Annotated in this window: 19 protein-coding genes; 7 read left to right on the forward strand and 12 right to left on the reverse strand. The window is 66.1% G+C overall.

Annotation, left to right across the window (positions count from 1 at the left end):
- Window positions 1-27 precede the first annotated feature (27 nt).
- Window positions 28-465 (reverse strand): CreA family protein, encoded by a 438-nt coding sequence (locus BUB09_RS12735; RefSeq protein WP_072898303.1) that lies wholly within the window; start codon window positions 463-465, stop codon window positions 28-30.
- Between the two features lie 139 nt (window positions 466-604).
- On the reverse strand, window positions 605-1,783 hold the full coding sequence (locus BUB09_RS12740) for a DUF2306 domain-containing protein (protein ID WP_072898119.1): 1,179 nt from the start codon (window positions 1,781-1,783) through the stop codon (window positions 605-607).
- A 178-nt stretch (window positions 1,784-1,961) separates the two neighbouring features.
- Between BUB09_RS12740 and BUB09_RS12745 the strand changes: the two genes are divergently transcribed.
- Window positions 1,962-4,562 carry a cation-translocating P-type ATPase gene (locus BUB09_RS12745; RefSeq protein ID WP_217650300.1) on the forward strand — a complete coding sequence of 867 codons (2,601 nt, stop codon included), beginning with the start codon at window positions 1,962-1,964 and terminating at the stop codon, window positions 4,560-4,562.
- 89 nt (window positions 4,563-4,651) lie between these two features.
- The gene (locus tag BUB09_RS12750; protein ID WP_072898305.1) at window positions 4,652-5,593 is read left to right on the forward strand and encodes a M14 family metallopeptidase; all 942 of its coding nucleotides are present in this window, start codon (window positions 4,652-4,654) and stop codon (window positions 5,591-5,593) included.
- A 26-nt stretch (window positions 5,594-5,619) separates the two neighbouring features.
- Here the strand turns inward: BUB09_RS12750 and BUB09_RS12755 are convergent, their stop codons facing one another.
- From BUB09_RS12755 to BUB09_RS12765, 3 genes are read right to left on the reverse strand one after another with little or no spacing between them, the layout of a single operon-like run.
- Window positions 5,620-6,759 (reverse strand): acyl-CoA dehydrogenase family protein, encoded by a 1,140-nt coding sequence (locus tag BUB09_RS12755; protein ID WP_072898120.1) that lies wholly within the window; start codon window positions 6,757-6,759, stop codon window positions 5,620-5,622.
- Window positions 6,760-6,817: 58 nt separating this feature from the next.
- Window positions 6,818-7,795: a fatty acid desaturase family protein gene (locus BUB09_RS12760; protein WP_072898121.1), complete on the reverse strand. Its 978-nt coding sequence runs from the start codon at window positions 7,793-7,795 to the stop codon at window positions 6,818-6,820.
- Between the two features lie 31 nt (window positions 7,796-7,826).
- On the reverse strand, window positions 7,827-8,687 hold the full coding sequence (locus BUB09_RS12765) for a PaaX family transcriptional regulator C-terminal domain-containing protein (protein ID WP_072898122.1): 861 nt from the start codon (window positions 8,685-8,687) through the stop codon (window positions 7,827-7,829).
- Window positions 8,688-8,942: 255 nt separating this feature from the next.
- On the opposite strand from BUB09_RS12765, the gene katG reads away from it, so the two are divergent.
- Complete coding sequence (gene katG / locus BUB09_RS12770; protein WP_072898123.1) at window positions 8,943-11,171, forward strand: catalase/peroxidase HPI; 2,229 nt, start codon at window positions 8,943-8,945, stop codon at window positions 11,169-11,171.
- Between the two features lie 148 nt (window positions 11,172-11,319).
- Here katG and BUB09_RS12775 read toward each other — a convergent pair whose 3' ends face one another.
- Together BUB09_RS12775 and BUB09_RS12780 are read right to left on the reverse strand one after the other, a co-directional pair.
- Window positions 11,320-11,694: a helix-turn-helix domain-containing protein gene (locus tag BUB09_RS12775; protein WP_072898124.1), complete on the reverse strand. Its 375-nt coding sequence runs from the start codon at window positions 11,692-11,694 to the stop codon at window positions 11,320-11,322.
- Between the two features lie 9 nt (window positions 11,695-11,703).
- The gene (locus BUB09_RS12780) at window positions 11,704-12,006 is read right to left on the reverse strand and encodes a type II toxin-antitoxin system HigB family toxin (RefSeq protein WP_072898125.1); all 303 of its coding nucleotides are present in this window, start codon (window positions 12,004-12,006) and stop codon (window positions 11,704-11,706) included.
- 181 nt (window positions 12,007-12,187) lie between these two features.
- On the opposite strand from BUB09_RS12780, the gene BUB09_RS12785 reads away from it, so the two are divergent.
- Window positions 12,188-12,664, forward strand: a complete 477-nt coding sequence (locus BUB09_RS12785) for an SRPBCC family protein (RefSeq protein ID WP_072898126.1) — start codon at window positions 12,188-12,190, stop codon at window positions 12,662-12,664.
- A gap of 24 nt (window positions 12,665-12,688) precedes the next feature.
- Here BUB09_RS12785 and BUB09_RS12790 read toward each other — a convergent pair whose 3' ends face one another.
- The 5 genes from BUB09_RS12790 to BUB09_RS12810 all read right to left on the reverse strand — a co-directional run bounded on the left by BUB09_RS12790 (window position 12,689) and on the right by BUB09_RS12810 (window position 18,383).
- On the reverse strand, window positions 12,689-14,131 hold the full coding sequence (locus BUB09_RS12790; protein WP_072898306.1) for an adenosine deaminase family protein: 1,443 nt from the start codon (window positions 14,129-14,131) through the stop codon (window positions 12,689-12,691).
- Between the two features lie 41 nt (window positions 14,132-14,172).
- A complete protein-coding gene (gene mtnN, locus BUB09_RS12795) occupies window positions 14,173-15,021 on the reverse strand; it encodes a 5'-methylthioadenosine/S-adenosylhomocysteine nucleosidase (RefSeq protein WP_072898127.1) in 849 nt (282 codons plus the stop codon).
- 75 nt (window positions 15,022-15,096) lie between these two features.
- Window positions 15,097-16,158: a purine-nucleoside phosphorylase gene (locus BUB09_RS12800; RefSeq protein ID WP_072898128.1), complete on the reverse strand. Its 1,062-nt coding sequence runs from the start codon at window positions 16,156-16,158 to the stop codon at window positions 15,097-15,099.
- 75 nt (window positions 16,159-16,233) lie between these two features.
- Window positions 16,234-17,220, reverse strand: coding sequence for an adenosine deaminase (gene add / locus BUB09_RS12805; RefSeq protein WP_072898307.1), 987 nt, complete (start codon window positions 17,218-17,220; stop codon window positions 16,234-16,236).
- A 35-nt stretch (window positions 17,221-17,255) separates the two neighbouring features.
- The gene (locus BUB09_RS12810) at window positions 17,256-18,383 is read right to left on the reverse strand and encodes a nucleoside hydrolase (protein WP_084083415.1); all 1,128 of its coding nucleotides are present in this window, start codon (window positions 18,381-18,383) and stop codon (window positions 17,256-17,258) included.
- Between the two features lie 77 nt (window positions 18,384-18,460).
- Between BUB09_RS12810 and BUB09_RS12815 the strand changes: the two genes are divergently transcribed.
- From BUB09_RS12815 to BUB09_RS12825, 3 genes are all read left to right on the forward strand, one after another.
- Window positions 18,461-19,486 (forward strand): adenosine deaminase, encoded by a 1,026-nt coding sequence (locus tag BUB09_RS12815; protein ID WP_072898309.1) that lies wholly within the window; start codon window positions 18,461-18,463, stop codon window positions 19,484-19,486.
- Window positions 19,483-20,529 carry a Rieske 2Fe-2S domain-containing protein gene (locus tag BUB09_RS12820; protein ID WP_217650301.1) on the forward strand — a complete coding sequence of 349 codons (1,047 nt, stop codon included), beginning with the start codon at window positions 19,483-19,485 and terminating at the stop codon, window positions 20,527-20,529. The genes BUB09_RS12815 and BUB09_RS12820 overlap by 4 nt, the downstream gene beginning before the upstream one ends.
- A 61-nt stretch (window positions 20,530-20,590) precedes the next feature.
- The gene (locus tag BUB09_RS12825) at window positions 20,591-21,985 is read left to right on the forward strand and encodes an 8-oxoguanine deaminase (RefSeq protein ID WP_072898129.1); all 1,395 of its coding nucleotides are present in this window, start codon (window positions 20,591-20,593) and stop codon (window positions 21,983-21,985) included.
- Window positions 21,986-22,013 lie beyond the last annotated feature (28 nt).

Genomic DNA, 22,013 nt, shown 5'->3' on the forward strand with positions numbered 1-22,013 from the left:
CGGGTCCAGTGAAGATCGGTAACGAGGTCAGGGCTTGAGCGGAATCGGACGGTCGACCGCCACCGCCGTCACCGCATTCTGCGGCGAGCCTTCGATCACGCGGTCGGAATAGGTCAGATACACCAGCGCGTTGCGGCGCGCGTCGACCATGCGCACGATCCGCAGCTTCTTGAAGATGATCGACAGGCGTTCGTTGAACACCTCTTCCTGCGCCGGCAGCGGCCCGGTGAACGAGATCGCGCTGATCTGGCGGCAGGCGATCGAGGCCTCCGACTTGTCTTCGGCCAAACCGAAGGCGCCTTTGATGCCGCCCGTCTTGGCGCGCGATACATAGCAGGTGACGCCCTGCACTTTCGGATCGTCATAGGCTTCGACGACGATCTTGTGATCGGGACCGATCAGCTTGAACACCGTGTCGACGGCGCCGATCTCCTCGGCGGACGATCGACTGCAGCCGATCGTCATCAGCAGCAACAGCAGCAGCGGCCGTTGCCAGCGAGGGCGGACAAAGGGGGCGGTCATCGTATTCTCCGGTCGGCGGCTGGGCGCGAGGGGCACGCCATGATGCACCAGCAGCGAACACGGCCGGCGGATCGACCTGCCGCTAGGCCGTCGCGGCCGTGGTGGCACGCATCACCGGAGCCGGCGTGCCCGACAGCACCTGACCGGCGCGCGCAAACGCCAGCGTGAACACGCCGGCCGGCGCGGTCATCACGGCGCCGAAGAACGCGTCGTACAACGGAAAGAACTGAGCGTAGGCCCACCAGGTCGCCAGCAGCGCGAACGGGCACAGGCAGGCGGCCTGCCATTGCAGGCGCCAGATCGTCGCCGACGGCGCATGGCCACGCCATTCGCAGCGTAGCCAGCCTGCTGCCATCACCAGCGTGACCAGCAATGCGCTGCCGAGCAGCACGCTGTGATGGCCGCTGAACGCGCCGACCCAATGTTGATAGCTGAGCGCACACAACGCGGCGCCGACGACGCCAGCAACGGCCCAAGGCGCCGATGACCACGCGCGCGACCAAAGGCCGGGCGGCGCGGCGCCTCGCGGCAGCGGTGCGGCCGCCAGCCGCGTCGCCCAGAACCCGATCGGCACCAGCAGCACGCCGAGCGTGATCGCCGCCGCGTAATTGGTGTCGAGCTGGGTCAGCGTCGGATTGGCCTGGTAATAGGCGATCCACAGCAGCCGCAGCATCGGTGCCGACAGCAGCAGCGTGAAGTTCATCGTCATCCAGCGGCGGTGCTGCGCCAGCTCGCCGCGCAGCACCGCGCGTACCGCGAGCAGCGAACTCGACAACGTGCCCGCCGCCAGGAACCACAGCTGCATGTAGAACGCCGGGCCGTTGTAGGTCGCCGCAGGCCCGGTGTTGAGCAGGTACAGCATCGCCGTGACCATGCCGGTGACGACCAAGCTGACTTGTACCCGCCCGATCAGCTTGTGCAAGCGCCGGTATCGAGTGCGCACCGCGTCCGAAAACTGCAGGCAGGCCAGCAGGATCACGACGCCGCCGACCGCGGTGTGCACCCACATTTCAGTGTGGCTGCGCTGGTACGGCTGCTGCTGCATCTGCTCGACCGATCCAGTGCCCAGCGCATGGCCGTTGTCGGTCAGCGTCGCAAACATCCGCACCCACAACGAGGATTCCGCGCCGTAGGCACCATGCGAAAAGTAGTCGATCGCCATCGGCGCATAGATCAGACAGAACAGCACCGTCGCGGCCCAGGCCAAGGCGTTGATCGGTCGTATGCGGCGGGCCTTGGCGGCCGATTCCGTTGCGTTCATTGCGGCATTCCCCTCGCTCTTGTCGCCCGATGCTCGTGTCGGGCCCAGGCCACTGCCGGTCATGCTGCGCCTGCTTCCATTCATTTGACGCCACCCGCGCTTGATCCCGATCAGCCCTGGCTCGGCCCATGCGGACTACAGTGGCTTGCCGGCCCTTCGGCCCGATCAGGACGCCCCGATGGACAGCCCGCACGACCCGATGGACACGGGCGGCTCTTCCCGCACCGGTCTTAGCACCGCCGAAGCCGCCGCGCTGCTGACATCCGACGGCTACAACGAGTTGCCTGCCGCCCAACGCCGAAGCGCGATCCGGATCGCCGCCGAAGTGCTGCGACAGCCGATGTTTGCGCTGCTGATGGCCGGCGGGCTCGTCTATCTCTTGATCGGTGATCGCGCCGAGGCCGTGATGCTGATCGCGTTCGCCGGTCTGTCGGTCAGCATCACGGTCGTGCAGGAACTGCGGAGCGAACGCGTGCTCGACGCGCTGCGTCAACTCGCCAGCCCGCGAGCACGCGTGATCCGGGACGGCCAGCCGGTAACCATCGCGGGCCGCAACGTCGTTCGCGACGACCTGCTGATGGTCGGCGAAGGCGACCGAGTGGCTGCCGACGCACGGCTGCTGTCGGCCGAAGAGTTGATGGTCGACGAATCACTGCTCAGCGGTGAATCGGTACCGGTGCGCAAAGTCGCGCTCGACGGTTCGCACGCGACGCGACCCGTCGATGGCGACGAGAGCAGCCTGCTCTACGCCGGCTCGCTGATCCTTCGCGGCAGCGGCACGGCCCGTGTCGTCGCCACGGGACTGCGCAGCGAGATCGGCAAGATCGGCCGCACACTCGGCGACATCGAGACCGAGCAACCGCACTTGAAGCGGCAGATCCACTGGCTGGTACGCGACTTCGCCATCGGCGGCGCGCTGGTCGGCTTGCTGACGGTGCTGCTGTACGGCTGGCTGCGCGGCAGCTGGCTGGAGGCAACGCTGGGCGGTATCGCCGTCGGCATGTCGATGCTGCCGGAAGAGTTTGCGTTGGTGATGGCGGTCTTTATGGCGATGGGGGCCTGGCGTATCTCGCAGGTCCGTGTGCTGACGCGGCGCGCATCCGCAATCGAAGCGCTCGGCGCCGCAACCGTGTTGTGTACCGACAAGACCGGCACGCTGACCGAAAACCGGATGAGCGTGATCGATCTGCAAGCGCGTGACGCTCGATGGAGCGCCGACGGCGCCGCCACCGAGTCCGCCATTGCGGCTGATGACGGACTACGACGCGCGCTGGTCGCGGCGCTGTACGCCTGCCCGCAACAGCCTCGCGATCCGATGGATCTGGCGATTCACGCACTGGCCGCGGATCACATTCCCGAGCAGGCACAGGCTTACGCTAACCGTCGCGTGGAGCGCGCCTACGGGCTGCGTCCCGATTTTTTTGCGGTCGCCAACGTACTGCGCGAAGCCAGCGGCACCGGTGCGTACGCCAAGGGCGCGGTCGAAGCCATCGCCACGCTGTGCCGGATGACGCCACAGCAGCGCGCTCACGTGCAGGCGCTTGCGGAGCAACAAGCGCAGCGAGGCGTCCGCATGCTCGCGATCGCCTGCTGCACCGACACCGGCGCAATCAACGACGCCGCGTCGCTGGCGACGTTTGCGGATCGGCTTCCGGACGGCGCCGGCTTTGTGTTCTGCGGACTGATCGGTTTTGCCGACCCGCTGCGTCACAACGTGCCCGACGCCGTGGCCCAATGCCGCAGCGCCGGCATCCGCGTGATCATGATCACCGGCGACTATCCCGCCACCGCATCGGCGATTGCCGCGCAGGCCGGACTACCCGCCAGTGCGGCACTCAGCGGGGATCAGGTGGATGCGCTCGACGATCGACAGCTCGCCGAGCAATTGAAGACCGTCTCGGTGTTCGCGCGGATTCGACCGGCGCAAAAACTGCGCATCGTGCAAAACCTGAAAGCCAACGGCGAGATCGTCGCGATGACCGGTGACGGCGTCAACGATGCTCCGGCGATCAAGGCAGCGCACATCGGCATCGCCATGGGCGGTCGCGGCACCGATGTGGCGCGCGAAGCCTCCGCGATCGTGCTGCTCGACGATGACTTCGGCTCGATCGTCACGACGATCCGCCTGGGTCGCCGGATCTATGACAACCTCGGCAAGGCAATCGAGTACATCGTGGCCGTCCATATTCCGATCGCGGGTATGGCACTGCTGCCGCTGATCCTTGGGCTGCCGCTGATCCTGACGCCGATCCTGATCGCATTCCTGGAAATGGTGATCGATCCGGCCTGCTCGGTTGTCTTCGAGGCCGAAGCCGAGGAGGCCGATGTGATGCAGCGTCCGCCGCGCGATCCGACCGCGTCGCTGCTGCAGCCCAGGCGCATCGCTTGGGCCGTGCTGCAAGGCGTGGTCGCGCTGTCGATCATGGCTGCGACGCTGATCGGTGCGGCGCGTCTGTCGATGCCGGAGACCGAGCTGCGGGCGCTGGCATTTACCGCGCTGGTGTTGATCAACGTCGGGCTGATCCTGGTAAACCTGTCGCGTTCGGCGTCCTTGCGGCAGCTGCTGCGGCGACCCAACCGGCCGCTGTGGATCTTGATCGTGGCGGTCAGCGCGATGCTCGCTGCGGCGCTGTACTGGCCACCAGCGAGCCGGCTGCTGCACTTTGGCCGCCTGCACGCCGACGATCTGGGCCACAGCGCGCTGATCGGCCTGATCAGCTTGCTGGCACTGGAATGGATCAAGTCACGCTGGTTCAGCGGGCAGCGCCGCAGCCGCTGAAGCACACGCGCGTTCAACACCACCACGCCACGCTCGACGCCGGCGCGCGCGGTGATAACGTGGCGGCTGATCCTCGACGACAGACTGCGATGACGACGACCTCTTTCGAATCCATCGGCACACCCGGTCAGGCCTGGGGGCCGAACGAAGTGGCGATCTGGCGCGCGCGGCAACGACGGCAGCGGCGCTATGCCGACGATGTCGTGGCCGTGATCGATACGCTGCGGCCGCGCTACACCGTTAGCGAATACGGCCGTCTCGACGCGGTGGCGGACGGTTATCCAGCCGAAGGCTACGCGCTGTACGCGCTGAGCAGTCCCGGCTGGCAGGCCCACCGGCCGAGCGTGCTGATCACCGGCGGCGTACACGGCTATGAAACCAGTGGCGTCCACGGCGCGCTGCGTTTTGCGCAGACGGCGGCGGGTGATTATCTGGGCCGCGTCAATCTGCTGATCGCGCCCTGCGTCAGCCCCTGGGCCTACGAGACCATTCAACGCTGGAATCCGCAGGCACTCGATCCAAATCGCTCGTTCAGCGGCGCGGGCGGCACGCCGGAATCGGCGGCGCTGATGCGCTGGGTGGCGTCGTCGTCGGCGTCGTGGCAGATGCATATCGACCTGCACGAAACCACCGACACCGACGAGAGCGAGTTCCGGCCGGCGCTGGCCGCGCGCGACGGCGTCGAGCATGACCCCGGCGAGATTCCGGACGGCTTCTATCTGGTCGACGACAGCGAACAGCCGCAGCCGGCGTTTCAGCAGGCGATCATCGACGCGGTGTCGCGGGTCACGCATATCGCACCGGCCGACGCACGCGGCCAGATCATCGGCTCACCGGTGGTGTCGCCCGGCGTGATTCACTACCCGCTCGCACGCCTCGGGCTGTGTGCCGGCATGACGAACGCGCGCTACCGGACCACGACCGAGGTCTATCCCGATAGCGCGCGGGCCACGCCGGAGCAGTGCATCGCGGCGCAGGTCGCCGCGATCTGCGCCGCGATCGACCATGTGTTGACGCATACCGGGGACTGATTCCCCGGCATGCCGACAGCGGGGCGCTACAGCGTGCGCGCGATCAACTCCTTCATAATCTCGTTGGTGCCGCCGTAGATGCGCTGCACGCGCGAATCGGCCCAGGCACGCGCGATCGGATACTCGGCCATGTAGCCGTAGCCGCCGTGCAACTGCAGGCATTCGTCGATGACCTTGCACTGCAGGTCCGATGTCCAGTATTTGGCAGTGGCCGCATCGTCGACGCCGAGCTTCTTCTTCAGCTGCATTTCGATGCAGCGATCGACATAGACGCGGGCGATCGCGATCTGCGCCTTGATCTCGGCCAGCTTGAAGCGCGTGTTCTGGTAGTGGGCAACCGGCTTGCCGAATACCTTGCGGTTGCGCACGTAGTCCAGCGTGTGCTTCAGCGCATATTCGGCGCCGGCAACCGAGGTGATCGCGATGATCAACCGCTCCCAAGCCAGCTCCTGCATCAGCATGATGAAGCCCATGCCTTCGGCGCCGAGCCGGTTGGCCTTAGGCACGCGCACGTTGTCGAAGAACAGCTCGCAGGTGTCCTGCGCGTGCATACCGACTTTCTTCAGCGGCCGGCCCTTGGTGAAGCCGGGACGATCGGCTTCGACGACGACCAGCGACAGGTCCTTGGCGCCTTCGCCGGTGTTGCCGGTGCGCACGACGACGATCGCGATGTCGCACAGGTAGCCGTTGGTGATGAAGATCTTCGAGCCATTGATGATGTAGTCATCACCGTCGGACACGGCCGTGGTCTTGACCGCCTGCAAGTCCGAGCCGGTGCCGGGCTCGGTCATCGCGATCGCAGCGACGAGCTCGCCGCTGGCCATCTTCGGCAGCCAGCGCGCCTTCTGCTCGCGCGATCCCATGTTGTTGATGTACGGCGCGACGATGTCGCTGTGCAGCGCAAAGCCCACACCGGAATCGCCGGCATGCGCCTGCTCTTCCATCAGGATCACGCTGTACAGGATGTCGGTGCCGGCGCCGCCGAATTCTTCGGGCATCGTCGTGCACAGCAAGCCCAGCTCACCGGCGCGGTTCCAGACCGGGCGGTCGATGTGCTGCTGCGCTTCCCAACGTTCGCGATGCGGCACGATCTCGTCGGCAAAGAAGCGCGCGACGGTCTTGCGGAAATCGTGATGCTCGGCAGAAAACAGCGTTCTCGGAATCATCGTGCAGCGCTCCTCTTATGACGGTTGTCGATGTGTGAATCGTGTTCGAGCGCAGCGCTCAGGCCGCGCGCGTGACTTGCGTCAGCACTTGGCGGTAGCTCGGTGGCGCGTCGACCACGCCGCGCTCGCGCAGCAGTGCATGCAGCTGCGGCAGCCGGTAGTACGGCACCGACGCCAGCGCGTGGTGTTCGATATGAAAGTTGACGCGCACGGGCGCCCACAGCAGCCGTTCGACGAGGTTGGCGTGCGTGGTGCGCGTGTTGCGGAACACGTCCGGGCCGCCTTCGAGCGCGCCGTGTTCGGCGATCGAGCGGATGCGCATCAGCAGCGGGAACGGCGTGATGTACGCGCCGACCCACAGCAGATACAGCCAGGCATGGCTGGTGGCGGCCAGCAGCGCCAGCAACACGGCGTTGGTCAGCCACATGCCGGACGATTCGCGCACGAAGCTCGCGGCGTAATGCCACCAACGGCGGCCATCGCGAGGCAGCTTCTCAACGTTGTTGGCGACGGTCCACTTGATGACGCCGGCGTCCATCAGCACCAAGCCGAAGATCAGCTTCAAGCCGGTCAGGCCGCTGATGTCGCGCAGCATCTTGCGGCGCAGCGACGCACGCGACACCGGAAAGCCGGCGTGCAGCGACAGATCGGGATCGTCGGCGGTGCCGGTGCGCGTGTGATGCACCAGATGGTGGGCGCGATACTTGGCCACGTGCTGCCAGACCGGACGCGCACACAGCCAGTCGGCGAGCACTTCGTTCATCCAGCGCGTCTTGAACAGCGTGCCGTGCGCTGCCTCGTGCTGCAGAATGCCGAACGCCAGCTGGCGGCCGGCGATCAGCAGCAGCGCCACGACGATCGTCAGCGGGTTGGGCCAGATCGCCACCAGCGCCATCGCAGCCGCGACGATCGCCCAGGTCGAGACGATCGCCCACAAGCCGCGCGCGTCAGAGCGCTGCGTCAGCGCGGTGATTTCGGAAGCCGTCAGCAGGCCTTTCAGCGGCCGGCGCGGATCGGTGGATCGGTTCGGGGTCATCGTCACACTCCAGCGTTGATCGGGCACATCGTCAGTGCATCGGCAGCGGCGACACCGCTGCGGTCGCCGTGCGGTCGGGTATCGGCTGCAGCACCATCTGTCGCCACAGGCCGTGGCCGGCTTGGTCGAAGCGCAGCACCGTCTGCGTGAACGCGGCGCGGCGCGCGGTATCGACCAGCGGGTCCGGCAGCAGCGGATCGAACACCAGCTGGCGAATCGCCTTGTCGCCGAGCAGATAGCATTCGCGCGCTGCCGTTTCCCGCTCCAGCCCGGCGTAACGCGCCAGCCAGTCGTCGAGTTGCGCGCGGGTCTTGTCGTAGGCGCGGTTCAGCGTCTTGCCGTCCCAGAGGCCGCGGGCGCGGCGTTCGCGCTCATCGTCCAGGCCAGACGCGACATAGACCGCCGCATCACGCTCCAGCCCCAGCGAATACAGGCGCTCGCGCACGCCGTCGACGCCACCGACCAAGTTGTCCGGGCGCAGATACAGGCCGCGCTCCAGCTCGCGCATGCCGAGCAGCGTCAGCGCGCGGTCGCGCACGCGCAGTGCCGCGCGGTCGCGCCGGCCCAGCGTCGCCGTGTGCGCGACGACCCAGTGGCCGGTCCACGGCCGCACGCGCGCTTCGGCACTGCGCCACTGCGTGATCTCGGCGGCCAACTCAGCCGACTCGGGGCCGAGCTGGTACGCACCGCGCGCGGTCGCCGCGATCATGCCGGCGCCCGACAGCCGCACCAGCGCGACGCGGACATGGTTCTCCGACAAGCCGAACAGCGCGCAAGCGGCGATCGCATCGCGCGTGGACAGCGCTTGACCGTCGGCGGCCATCAGCAGCTTGAGGATGATTTCCTTGGGCTGGATACCCGCTTTACTACTGGTTCGGCTGGATTGCGTCATGGATCGTAACGTTACATATCACGGCGCATTGTGTCCATATGTGTTCTATCGGCGCGGCGATCGCGGGCGATCGACCGGTGGCTCGATCGCCTGACTTTATTGTGCGACGCACAATGATTGAGTCTGCCTATTCCGCTTCGACAGAAATGCAATTTCTCAGTGTCATCAAGGGCGCCTAGCATCTGCCCGGTCGATGGGAGGACAAGGATGCCCTCGTCTCGGTAAGTCCATGTTTTCAAACAACAGGCAAAGACGATGAACAAAAAACCAATGCAGTTGCTGGCCGCGTTTGCGGTCGCCACCCTTCCCTTGCTGCCGCTGACACCGGCATTTGCCGAGGTTGAGCCGCGGTCCAACCAGTTCTGGTGGCCCGAACAGCTGAACCTGGCCCCGCTGCGCCAGCACGGCGCCGAATCCAACCCGCTGGACCCGAATTTCGACTACGCCAAGGCGTTTGCGGCGCTGGACCTGAAGGCCGTCAAGCAAGACATCGCCACCCAGATGAAGACCTCGCAGGACTGGTGGCCGGCTGACTACGGCACCTATGCCCCGTTCTTCATCCGCATGGCCTGGCACAGCGCCGGCACCTATCGCGTGGCCGACGGCCGCGGTGGCGCCGGTGGCGGCCAGCAGCGCTTCGAGCCGCTGAACAGCTGGCCCGACAACACCAACCTCGACAAGGCCCGGCGCCTGCTGTGGCCGGTCAAGCAGAAGTACGGCGCCGCGCTGTCTTGGGCCGACCTGATGGTGCTGGCCGGCAACGTCGCGCTGGAATCGATGGGCTTCAAGACCTTCGGCTTCGCCGGCGGCCGTCCCGATGACTGGGAAGCCGACCTGGTCTACTGGGGTCCCGAAAAGAAGTTCCTCGCCGACGAGCGCTACAGCGGCGATCGCAAGCTCGCCAATCCGCTGGCCGCCGTACAGATGGGCCTGATCTACGTCAATCCGGAAGGCCCCAACGGCAATCCCGATCCGCTGGCCGCCGCGCGCGACATCCGCGAAACCTTCGGCCGCATGGCGATGAACGATGAAGAAACCGTCGCGCTGATCGCCGGTGGCCACACGTTCGGCAAGGCCCACGGCGCGCGCAGTCCCGAGAAGTGCGTCGGCCCCGAGCCGGCAGCGGCCGGCGTCGAGCAGCAGGGCTTCGGCTGGGAAAACAAGTGCGGCACCGGCAAGGGCGCCGACACGATCACCAGCGGCCTGGAAGGCGCCTGGTCGGCGACGCCGACGAACTGGAGCACGCAGTACCTCGACAATCTGTTCGCGTTCGACTGGGTGCAGACCAAGAGCCCGGCCGGTGCGATCCAGTGGATTCCGGCCAACAACCAGGCCGCCTCGCTGGTGCCCGATGCGCACGACAAGACCAAGCGTCACGCGCCGATCATGTTCACGACGGACCTCGCGCTGAAGTTCGACCCGAGCTATCAGAAGATCGCCAAGCGCTTCCAGCAGAACCCGGCCGAGTACCAGCTGGCGTTCGCCAAGGCCTGGTTCAAGCTGACGCACCGTGACCTGGGCCCGCGTGCCCGCTACGTCGGCGCCGAAGTCCCGGCCGAGTCGTTGATCTGGCAGGACGTGGTGCCGGCGGTCGATCACCCGCTGATCGACGCGGCCGACATCGCCAGCCTGAAGTCGAAGATCCTGGCCACGGGCCTGACCGGTCCGCAGTTGGTTCGCACGGCCTGGGCCTCGGCGGCCACGTTCCGCGGCACCGACATGCGCGGTGGCGCCAACGGGGCCCGCATCCGTCTGGCCCCGCAGAAGGACTGGGCGGTCAACAACCCGCGTGAACTGGCCGAGGTGCTCAAGCGCTTGGAGCGCGTCCAGAAGGACTTCAACAAGTCCGCCAGCGGTGGCAAGAAGGTGTCGATGGCCGACCTGATCGTGCTCGGTGGTTCGGCTGCGATCGAGCAGGCCGCGCAGAAGGCCGGCATGACGCTGGAAGTGCCGTTCACGCCGGGTCGCACTGACGCCACGCAGCAGCAGACCGACGTCATGTCGTTCGCGTTTCTGGAGCCCAAGGCGGACGGCTTCCGCAACTACTTCGGCAGCGACGACCTGGGTCGTTCGCCGGCCGAAGCGCTGGTCGACCGCGCCAACCTGCTGACGCTGACGGTGCCCGAGATGACCGTGCTGGTTGGTGGCCTGCGCGCGCTCAACGCCAACGTCGATGGTCAGGCGCATGGCGTGTTCACCGACAAGCCCGGCGCGCTGAGCAACGACTACTTCGTCAACCTGCTCGACATGTCGACGCGCTGGTCCAAGGCCGAGAAGGCCGAGGGCGTCTATGAAGGCCGCGACCGCAGCAGCGGCAAGCTGAAGTGGACTGCAACGCCGGTGGACTTGGTGTTCGGCTCCAACTCGGAGCTGCGTGCGGTGGCTGAGGTCTACGCCGAAGCCGGCGCCGACCAGAAGTTCGCCAAGGACTTCGTCGCCGCCTGGACCAAGGTGATGAACCTGGACCGCTTCGACCTGCGCTGACACGCGGCAGCAGCAGGCCAGGCGGCCTGCGCATCATGGGTCGTCATCACGGCGGCGCCTCAGGGCGCCGCCGTTTTTTTGGGCTTGATGTAAAGCGGCCTAAAGCCGCCCGTTTCATCGTCGCCCGCGCGACTTGTGGCCGCGACGGCTACGCGGCTTTGGGCGCTAGCCGCTGATTGATCAAACTCTCGGCCGGGATGTTGAAGCGCTGGTTCAGCGCTTGGATCATCCGGATCGTCAGCGGCCGTCGGCCAGCCAACACCTCGTAAACGCGGTTTTTCCTGCCGATTGCAGGCACAAGGTCGTCGACCGTAAGGCCTTGCTGTTCCATCCTGAACTTGATCGCAGCGACCGCGTCCGGGAGGTCCATCGGAAAGTGATTCCGCTCATAGGCTTCGACCAAGGTCGTCAGTACGTCGAGGCGGTCACCCGCTTCGGTGCCCGCCTCGGCCGACATGATCATCTCGATCTCGCGCAGCGTCGCACGGTAGTCGGCTTCGGTCTTGATGGGTCGGATATTCATGTGCGCTCCTCAAATGGTCTGCGCGTCGATCTGGTCGTACTGCCGATGAGTGCCGATGAAGCGGATGTACACAACGCGATACGGATAATTGATCCAAACGACGAGGCGGTACTTGTTTCCGGCAATGTTGAAAACGACGCGCCCGTCCTTCTGGACGCTGGCATTGCCGAACGGCTGCTTCACGTCGCTGGGCGTGGACCAATCGGCTTTCACCGCTTCGCGATACCAAGCCATCGTCGCTTCTTCGGCGTCCTGATATTCGGACTTGCCGGACCAGAACAACTTCAGGGTCGACACCGCGATGATTCTCATAGCCGACGCTAGTCCCAGACTGGGACTCACGCAAGAATCGCAACGCGACGCCACCGCAGTAGACGGTGCATGGCGCGCGGCTTGACCCACCATGGGATGCGCATCAGCCTAGCAACGCGGCAACGTGCAACCACGCTCGGTTGCCACTGAATGCCGCCACCCAACGCCAAGGAACCGGCCGATGATCCAAGCCACCGAACTCGACCTCGTCATCACCCGGACGCTGCGCGTGCCACCGGCTGCGATCTGGAAGGCGTGGTCGGACCCGGCGCATTTGCAGCACTGGTGGTGCCCCAAGCCGTGGACCACCGAGGTGCTCGCGTACGACCTGCGGCCCGGCGGCGCGTTTCATACGCGGATGAGCGGCCCCGACGGCGAGGTCAGCGACAATCCGGGATCGTTTCTGGTCGTCGAGCCCGGCGCGCGGCTGGTGTTCACCAGCGCGCTGGCGGCGGACTGGCGTCCGGCCGTCGACAGCTGGATGCCGATGACGGCCTGCATCGACATCGCACCCGACGGCGCCGGCGGCACGCGCTATACCGCCACCGTGCTGCACCGCGACCTCGCCGGCCGCGAGCAACACGAGCAGATGGGCTTCTACGACGGCTGGGGCGTCTGCATCGACCAGCTCGAAGCCTATGCTGCCGGGCTCAGGTAGACGTCACCAACGACGACAACCGGCCTACTGGCGCGGCAGGCACAGCTGGTAGCGCTTGCAGGTGAACGAGTAGCTGACCGGCTGCACGTCCTTGATCGCGGCCATGCCCTGCTTCTGGAACTGCGCCGCATAACGCGCGATCCGCGCGTCGTACTCGGCCAGCAGCCGCTGTTTGACCGGCGCCTGGACGAAGCTGTGGATCAGCGAATTGCGACCGAGCTGCACAATCTCTTCCCAGCTCAGATTGAACTCGCGAACAGCGACGAAGAACTCGTCGGTCATGTTGGAATCCCACATGCCGCGGTCGTCGGTCGATAGCGCCACCGGGATACCGGTGCGCAGGTATTCCGGGAACGGGTGCTGGCGATAGTCGCGCACGTATTCGAGCAGCAGATTGCTGATCAGATTGATCTCGACCAGATACGGACCGTGCTGCATCCGCAGCATTGTGTCGGGATCGCTGATCAGGTTGACGCCATGGCCGATGCGCGTGGCGCCGAGCAGCAGCGTGTCGCGGATATGGGTGTTGGGCTCATCGACTTCGCCGGCGTGGATCGACAGCGCGATATCCGGATAGCGCAGCCGCAACTCGCGCAGCGTCGGCAGGAAACGCAGCGGATGACCTTTGTCGTCATCTTCGCGGCCGACCATGTTGACGCCGACATACAGCTCGCGATGCGCGTCGGTGAACGCATACAGATGACGCAGATCGTCTTCGGCGTTGGGCAAAAAGCGCAGGATCGAACTCTGGAAACGCACAGTGACGCCAGTGGCCTTGGCGTCGGGCGCCGCGATGCGGCGCGAGTACATCGCCACGACTTCATCTTCGCTGTATTCGCTGCCGTCGGCCTTCAGCGTGTGATCGGCACCTTCCTGGGTTTCGAGATACAGCAGATTTTCATGGCCGAACGCCTGCATGTTGCGGTACAGGATCTCGGCGACGATGTGCGGATTGCGCGCGATGTCGTTGAGCCGCTCCCAGTGGCGGCCGAAGAACTCGTTGCGGCCCTCATAGGGCTTGTCGAGCCGGATGCTGTCGAGCCAGGCCTGGCGTTCGGTCGAATCCAGGTCCTGCAGTCGCTTGTATTCGCCCTTCTCGCAGTCGCTCAGGCCGGCGTACGTCGAGCCCTGAATGTTGCGGAACAAAATCAAATACGGCGCGAAGCTGTATTCGTTGGTGCCGTAGGCCGCGCAATTGTTGATCCGCACCTTGGTGTAGTAGGTGTAGCCATTGCGCTGCTGTGCAATGGCTTCGTCCCACCACCATTCGGCGAGCCCCGCGCCGGTCAGATGGTGGTGCAGGTCGCCGCCTTTGGGCATCGCATACAGGAACTGGTACAGCTGCTGCGGGCTGGCCTCGGCCTTGAACTTTTCAAACCAGGGCTCGGCCGCTTGCCCGGTCAGACTGGCCGCCAGCAAGCCCAGCGCCGCAACGCAGCGGCGCAGCGTGAAGGTGTTGATCCGCATGATGCTCATCCGCATGGGTAGGTTCGACAGATATACGACGCTTACAGGTATTTGAGCAGATGCAGGCTGAAATACGCTGCCTGCCGCGCCGCGATCGGGCCGAGTCGCAGATAGTCGTCGTTCGGCGCCTCCTGCGCGACGTTGCTGCCAGCGCGGACGATCAAGTAAGGCACGCCGAGCGCTTCGCAGACATGGCCCAGCGGGGCCGACTCCATCTCCATGATGTCGGTATGGAAGCGGCTGCGTAGCAGGTCGATGCGCGCCTGGGTCACGCCGAACAAGTCGGATGACGACACGACGCCGCGCCGCACCTTGATCGTGTACGTGTCACCGTTGGCGCTGACTTGCGGCGCGCGATAGCTGGCGATCGCTTGATCGGCGAGCTTGAGCAGCGACGACGGCGGCGCGAATGCGTTCTCCACTTCGCTGCCGTCGGCCGGACTGTTCATCGGCCGGTACACCATGTCGTTGCGCGTCAAGCTGCCGTAGTCGTGCTCGTGCGTGACGGTGGCGACGATCACATCACCGGTGCGCAGCTGCGGCTCGATGCGCGCGCCGGTACCGCTCATCAACACCAGGCGCGGCTTGAACTCGGTGATGAACAGCGTCGTCGTCATCGCCGTGTAGGTCTTGCCGATGCCGGTGATCGCAACGACCACCGGCTTGCCGTCGATGTGCCCCTGCCAGTACGGAATGCCTTGCAACGAGCGCTTCTGCGCATCCTTCATCGCGTCGACGAACGGCGGAATCTCTTGCGGCACGGCGCCGAGAATCACGATCGTGTCGCTGGGCGAATAGTGCAGCGGCGTCGCGGGCGCCTCGGCCGCGTTGACGGCAAAGCTGGCGCACAGCGCGGCGATCGGCCACCACGACAGGATTTTGGTTCTCATGCGGACAAGTCTCAGTGCTGCAACCGACGCGGCTCGTGCCGGCGCCAAGGATGATGTGCCGCCATCACGCTGCGATCAGGGCGATGGCGCTGCCGATGGCACCTGGTCGCGGTAGCGATCCCAGCCGGTGATCAGTTGCTGCACGACGATATTGCCGACCTGATAAGCCGCCTCGATCGCAGGGCGGCCCTTCTCCGGATATTCCGCGGTCGTGCTCCACGCGGCGTCCTTGCCCGGCGGCTGCGCGCTGAAGTTGCTGGCAGTGCGCAGCACCATCACCCGGCTCATGTCGATGCGCTGCGCGCGCGACAGCCGCCGCAGCGCGGTCAAGGTGCCGCTGTCTTCCATCGCCGACATCATGAAGTTGGCATTGCTGCCGGCCTGCAGCTTCATCCAGTCGTTGGCCCAGCGCGTCATCAAATCGCCGTGAAAATACGTGCTCGACGACATCGTGTCGCCGATCGTCACGAACGGCGGCTTGATTGCATTCGGATACCCGGCGAACTGCTGGCGGAACGCCGCGATGCCAGCGCTGTCGGCAACCGGATGGTCGCGCGTCAGTCCATAAGCCCAATCCACCAGCGCCGTATTCAGCGGAAAATGAATCGTGTCGACGGTCCAGCCGTCGGCCTTGTCGTTGGGCTTCTTGGCGCCCAGCGGCAGCAGGCCATACGGCCATTCGGCGGGAATCTCGCGCGCGTCGATCTCGTACAGCAGGTCGCCGTCGACAACATGTCGCGCCCAGGCTGCAGTGCCCAGCGACACGTCGGCGGGATCGCCGCCAGCAATGCCGGTGATCAGCCAGTAGGCCTTGCTCAAGTCGAAGCGAGGATCGGCGCCCAGCGCCATGATCGAGGTTGCCGCGTTGGTGATGCCGCCGCCGGTGCAGATCGCCAGCAGGCCGGCGTCGTTCATCCGCAGCTCGTACTCGCCCATCGCGAACGGGAATGCCGTGTCGAGCTTCTGTCGCTCGATCCAGTATTGGAATTCGCCGGGCTCGTCGCCGGTGATCTGGCCGGTCTCGAACATGCTGACGACAACGACCTTGACCGGGATCGGCGCCGGCGTCGCGCCGGGCTTGGAACAAGCAGCGACTGCGATCAGCACCGCCGCAACAACCAGATGACGCAATGACATGGGAGGTCCCGTAGTACGTGGATGGAGCCGGCACGCGGCCCGCACGATGGCGGCGCGCGGTACGGCGCCGATGATCTAGCCGAGCAAGCTCAGGTAATGCTCGCGGCGCGGCGCCGGCAACCAGCTGACGTCGAACGCGTTGCGCAGCAGCTGGCGAATCTCGGCTTCGGTAAAGCCCGCGTCATCGACCAGTGCCGCGAGGTTTTCGTTGAGGTAGGCGCGAAAGTAGGCCGGATCGTCGGAGTTGACGGTGGCCTTCATACCGAGCGCGAGCATGCGGCGAATCTCGTCGCCGGTCAGGTTCTGCACGACGAAGCGATTCGATACCGGGCAGATCGTCAGGCCTAGGCCACGACGCGCGATCTCGGCACAGATCGCCGAATCTTCCAGCGAGTTGATGCCGTGGTCGATGCGGTCCACGCCGATGACGTCGAGCACCTGGCGGATATGCACCAGCGTGTCGAGCTGGTTGACGTCGCAGTGCATTGTCAGCTTGTAGCCTTCGGTGCGTGCGCGTGCGAACACCTCGGCAAACTTGATCGGCGGATTGTGCTTTTCGTCGGAGTCGAGCCCGACGCCGATGATCCAGCTCTTGTACGGCAGCGAGGCGAGCAGCGTCTGCATCGCCGAATCCGCGCTCATGTCGCGCAGGAAGCACATCACCAGCTGCGACTCGATGCCCAGCTCGTCGGCAGCCTGCAGCTGAGCGCGGCGGATGCCGCGAATCACCGTGTCAAACGCCACTCCGCGGCTGGTGTGCGCCTGCGGGTCAAAGAACATCTCGCAGTACAGCACGTTCTGCGAGCGCGCCTTGGTCAGATACGCATAGGTCATCTCGTAGAAGTCGGCCTCGTGCACCAGCACTTCCATCGCCTTGTAGTAGATCGCCAGGAACGACGGCAGATCGTGGAAGTCATACGCGGCCACCAAGGCTTCGGGCGTGTCGTGCGCGAGCTTGACGCCGTTGCGCGTGGCCAGCGCGAAGCTCAGCTCGGGTTCGAGCGTGCCTTCGAGATGGACGTGCAGCTCGGCTTTCGGCAGGTTCTGGATGAAGTCGTGCATGCGGACGGTCTCTTCGGCGATCACGGTCGGGGGATTCAAGGGCGGGCGCGGGTCAGCAGGTCGAGCGTCAGCTGCTCGAACGCGGGCACATCGACGTCTTGCACGACGATCGCGTCGCGCTCGCCAAGGCCAGGGCCACCACCGACCGGCCAGCTCAGCGTGCCGCCGTAGCCGGCGGTGAAGCTGGTGTCGATGTCGACCAACATGCGTTGACTGCGCGTGACCAGCGACGGGCGCAGCCAGACGGCGACTGCCAGCTCGTCCCACATCGGGAACGACTGGCCGTAGTCGGCCAGATAGCGTGTGAAAGGCGCCTTGCCGGTGGCCGCGATGTGATCGATGAATTCGCGCTTGAAGAAGGTGCGCGTCGTCGGGTCGACCGGCACGGCGGTGATCTGCTTCCACGGCTCGCGCAGCACCAGCGACGCGGCTTCGGCGTCCCAGCGCATGTTGAATTCACGGCGCGGCGAGTGCACGAACTCTTTGGCGAAGTCGTTATCGGCCGGCTGCGGATTGAAGCTGGCGCCCATGAACACCAGTTGCTCGGCGGTGGCCGCAAAGCTCGGGTCGAGCCGGGCCGCCAGCGCAACGGTGGTCATCGGCCCGGCCGTCAGGATCGTCACCTGACCGGGAAATTCGTGCACCTTGCGCACCATGAACGCAGCGCCATGCTCGGCCTGCGGCTTGATTCGCGGCGCGCCAATCGGCGACGGCGGTACCAGGAACGGGTCGGCGTGGTACGGCGTGCGCCGCACCGCACCCTGGTCGGGCCAGGTCTCGGTCCATGCGCCTTTGTAGTACAGCGCGCCGTGCAGACGCTCCCAAACCTGAGTGCGCGCCTGGCTATTGACCAGCGGGTACACCGCGCCGCCGTAGACCGGAATCTCGGTGCGGCCGGCGATTTCGAGCAAGCGCAGCGTGTTGGCGACTTCTTCGTCGCGCCAACCGTCACCGCTGGTGCAGACGATGCCGAGCACCTCGGCCTCGCGCGCCTGCAGCAGCATCAAAATCGCCTGCATGTTCGAGCCGGCGGGGCCGAACGCATCCTGGTCGATGATGACTTTGCGCCGTGGTGCATCGGCCGCCTGCGCCGCCGTCGTCAGCAGCGAGGCAGGGACCAGCAGCGCCGCGACAAGCAAGGTGAGACGGATCAAGCGGGGCATGGCCGAGGGACCGTGTGGATGATGCTGGCGTCGATATTGCGTACAGTCCAATGCAAGAATTGCGCACAACTTTGGCGATGACGACTCCCGACTCCCCTCTCGCCGCCTGGCTGCGCGGCTTGCCCAAGGCCGAACTGCATCTGCACATCGAAGGCACGCTGGAGCCGGAGATGGTGTTTGCGCTGGCGGACAAACACCGCGTGCCGCTGGCCTACGCGTCGGTCGACGCGCTGCGCCGCGCGTACGACTTCGACGACCTGCAGTCGTTTCTCGACCTGTACTACGCCGGCGCCGACGTGCTGCGCGACGAGGTCGACTTTCACGCGATGACCGCGGCATATCTGCGCCGCGCAGCGGCCGACGGCGTGGTGCACGTCGAAATCTTTTTCGACCCGCAGACGCATACCGCGCGCGGCATCGACATCGGCACCGTGATCGGCGGCATCCACCGCGCGCTGGTCGAAGGCGAGCGCGAGCTCGGCATCAGCCACCGGCTGATCCTGTGCTTCTTGCGGCATTTGAGCGAAGCCGAGGCCGAAGCGACGCTGGACGCGGCGCTGCCGTATCGCACGCTGATCGCGGGCGTCGGGCTGGATTCGTCCGAGCGCGGGCATCCGCCGCAGAAGTTCGCCCGCGTATTCGCACGTGCGGCCTCACTGGGCTTCAAGCGCGTCGCACACGCTGGCGAAGAAGGCCCGGCCGCCTACATCCGCGACGCGATCGACGTGCTCGACGTCTGCCGCATCGACCATGGCGTGCGCTGCGATGAAGACCCGGCGCTGGTCGCGCAGTTGGCCGCAACGCGGATGCCGCTGACCGTGTGCCCGCTGTCGAACACCAAGCTCAAGGTCTACGCGCAGATGCAGCAGCACAACATCGGCCGACTGCTGCGCGCCGGCCTCTGCGTCACCGTCAACTCGGACGACCCGGCCTATTTCGGTGGCTACGTCGTCGACAACTACCTGGCGATTGCCGACGCGCTGTCGCTGAGCCGCGCCGAACTGGCGCAACTGGCGCGGCAGTCGTTCGAAGCCAGCTGGCTCGATGACGCCGTGCGCCAACAATGGATCGCGCGCATCGACGCCTACGTCGCCGCAACGTGAGCACCGCTGCCGACCTGATGCGGGACCCGCAGCACGACTGGCACCCGGTCGGTGCCAGCGCGGCGCTGGCCGCAGGCGCCACGCAAGCCGCCTCCCTGCTCGGCCGCGAGCTGGTGCTGTGGCGCGACGCCGAGGGCCGCTGCCACGCCTGGGACGAACGCTGCCCGCATCGTGGCGCGCGGCTCAGCCTGGGCCGCGTCGATGGCGCGAACCTGGTGTGTCGCTACCACGCCTGGGCGTTCGACGGCCGTAGCGCTGCATGCGTGCAGGTGCCCGCGCAGCCGGACTCGCCGCTGCCGGCCGCCGCAGCGCGTGCCTACGCGGTGTGCGAGGCCTATGGCTTGATCTGGGCCTGCATTGGCCGCCCGCAGCACACAGCGCCGCCGCCGTTCCCCGAGTACGCCAACGAGCATTTGCGCAAGCATGTCTGCGGACCTTACGTGCTCAACGCCAGCGGGCCGCGCATCGTCGAGAACTTCGTCGACATGGCGCACTTCGGCACCGTGCACGACGGCATTCTCGGCAGCGCAGCGCAGCTTCAGGTGTGCCGCTACGACGTCGGTGACTTCGATGTCGGCGACGGCAGCCAGGGGCTGATCGCCACGCGCTGCATGGCCTGGCAGCCGCAACCCAACAGCGTTGCCGCGCAAGGCAGCGAGGTGGAGTACACCTATCGCATCGTGCGCCCGTTTAGCGCGATGCTGACCAAACTGCCGCAGCAACAAAGTGGCTTCATCGAGGCCATTGCGCTGTTCGTGCAGCCGCTGGGCGAGGAGCGCAGCCAAGTGTGGCTGGTGCTGGCTGTCACTGACTTTGCACAGACCGACGAGGAGCTGAGCGCGTTTCAGGACCGGATCTTCGAGCAAGACATCGGCATCCTCGAAAACCAGCTGCCGAAGCGGCTGCCGCTGCATCCGCGCGCCGAAGTCTCGGTCGCCTGCGACCGGATGTCGCTGGCGTATCGCGACTATCTGCGACGGCTCGACTGGCGCTATGGCGTGTTGCCGGCATCGGTCGCGCCGGACGCCGACACCGCATCGTGAGCGCGCACGTGCCGGGCGCAGCCGGCTGCGATTCCTACAAACGATCCACCGAGTACCCCCGATGAAGCTGTTGCTGACCCATGCCGACGTGCTGGCCACGCAGGACGACGCCGGCACCGAAATCGCCGACGGCGCGGTGTTCATCCGCGACCAATGGATCGAACGCGTCGGCAGCAGCGCCGACCTGGACGCGTGGATAGCCGCCGACCGCAGCAGCCGCGCGCCGGATCGCATCGTCGACCTGCGCGGCTGCGTGCTGATTCCAGGGCTGATCAACGGCCATCACCACCTGTACCAGACGCTGACGCGCAGCGTGGGCACGTCGCGCGGTCTGGCGCTGTTCGACTGGCTCAAGACGCTGTATCCGATCTGGGGACGGATGGACGCCGAGGCGGTCTACGTCAGCGCCAAAGTCGGGCTCGCCGAGTTGCTGCTCAGTGGAGCGACGACCGTCGCCGATCACTTGTACATGTTCCCCAACGGCGCGCGCCTCGACGACGAGATCGCGGCCGCGGTCGAACTGGGCGTGCGCTTCCATCCGACGCGCGGCTCGATGAGCGTCGGCGAGAGTGCCGGCGGCCTGCCGCCCGATCATCTGGTCGAGCCCGAAGCCGACATCCTCGACGACAGCCTGCGCGTGATCCAGCAATGGCATGACCCGGCGCCGGGTTCGATGATCCGCGTGGGCTTGGCACCGTGTTCGCCGTTCAGCGTCAGCGCCGAGTTGATGCGCCAGAGCGCGCGGATGGCGCGCAGCCATCGCCACGTCGGCCTGCACACGCATTTGGCCGAAACGCTCGACGAAGACCGCTATTGCCTGCAGACCTTCGGCATGCGGCCGCTGGATTACGCCGAGTCTCTCGAATGGCTCGGGCCGGATGTGTGGTTTGCGCACATGGTGCATCCGAGTGCGCCCGACATCGCCAAGCTCGCGCACAGCTGCAGCGGCGTCTGCACCTGCGCCAGCAGCAACATGATTCTGGCCAGCGGCATCCCGCCCGTGCGCGCGATGGTCGACGCCGGCGTGCGCGTCGGCTTGGGCGTGGACGGATCGGCCAGTAACGACGGCAACCACATGCTCGGCGAAGCGCGTCAGGCGATGCTGCTGCAACGCGTCGGCTGGCCGGGCTTTGAATCACGCGCCGATCGGATGTCGGCGCGCGAAGCCTTGCGCATCGCCACGCGTGGCGGCGCCGCAATGCTGGCGCGCGACGACATCGGCAGCATCGAGCCCGGCAAGGCGGCCGACGTCGTGGCGTTCCGCATCGACGGGCTGGAACACGCTGGCGCGCAGAGCGACAAGCTGGCCGCGCTGCTGACGTGCGCGCCGACGCGCGCCTGGCTGTCGGTGATCAATGGCCGCATCACCGTCGACGGCGGGCAGATTCCGGGCTTGGACCTCGCACCGCTGCTGCGCCGACACAACGCGATCAGCGCGCGGATGCTGCAAGCCTAGTCGCGTCGGGCGGGCGCGCAGGTGCGGC

The organism is Hydrocarboniphaga daqingensis (assembly GCF_900129825.1).
GTDB lineage: Bacteria > Pseudomonadota > Gammaproteobacteria > Nevskiales > Nevskiaceae > Hydrocarboniphaga > Hydrocarboniphaga daqingensis.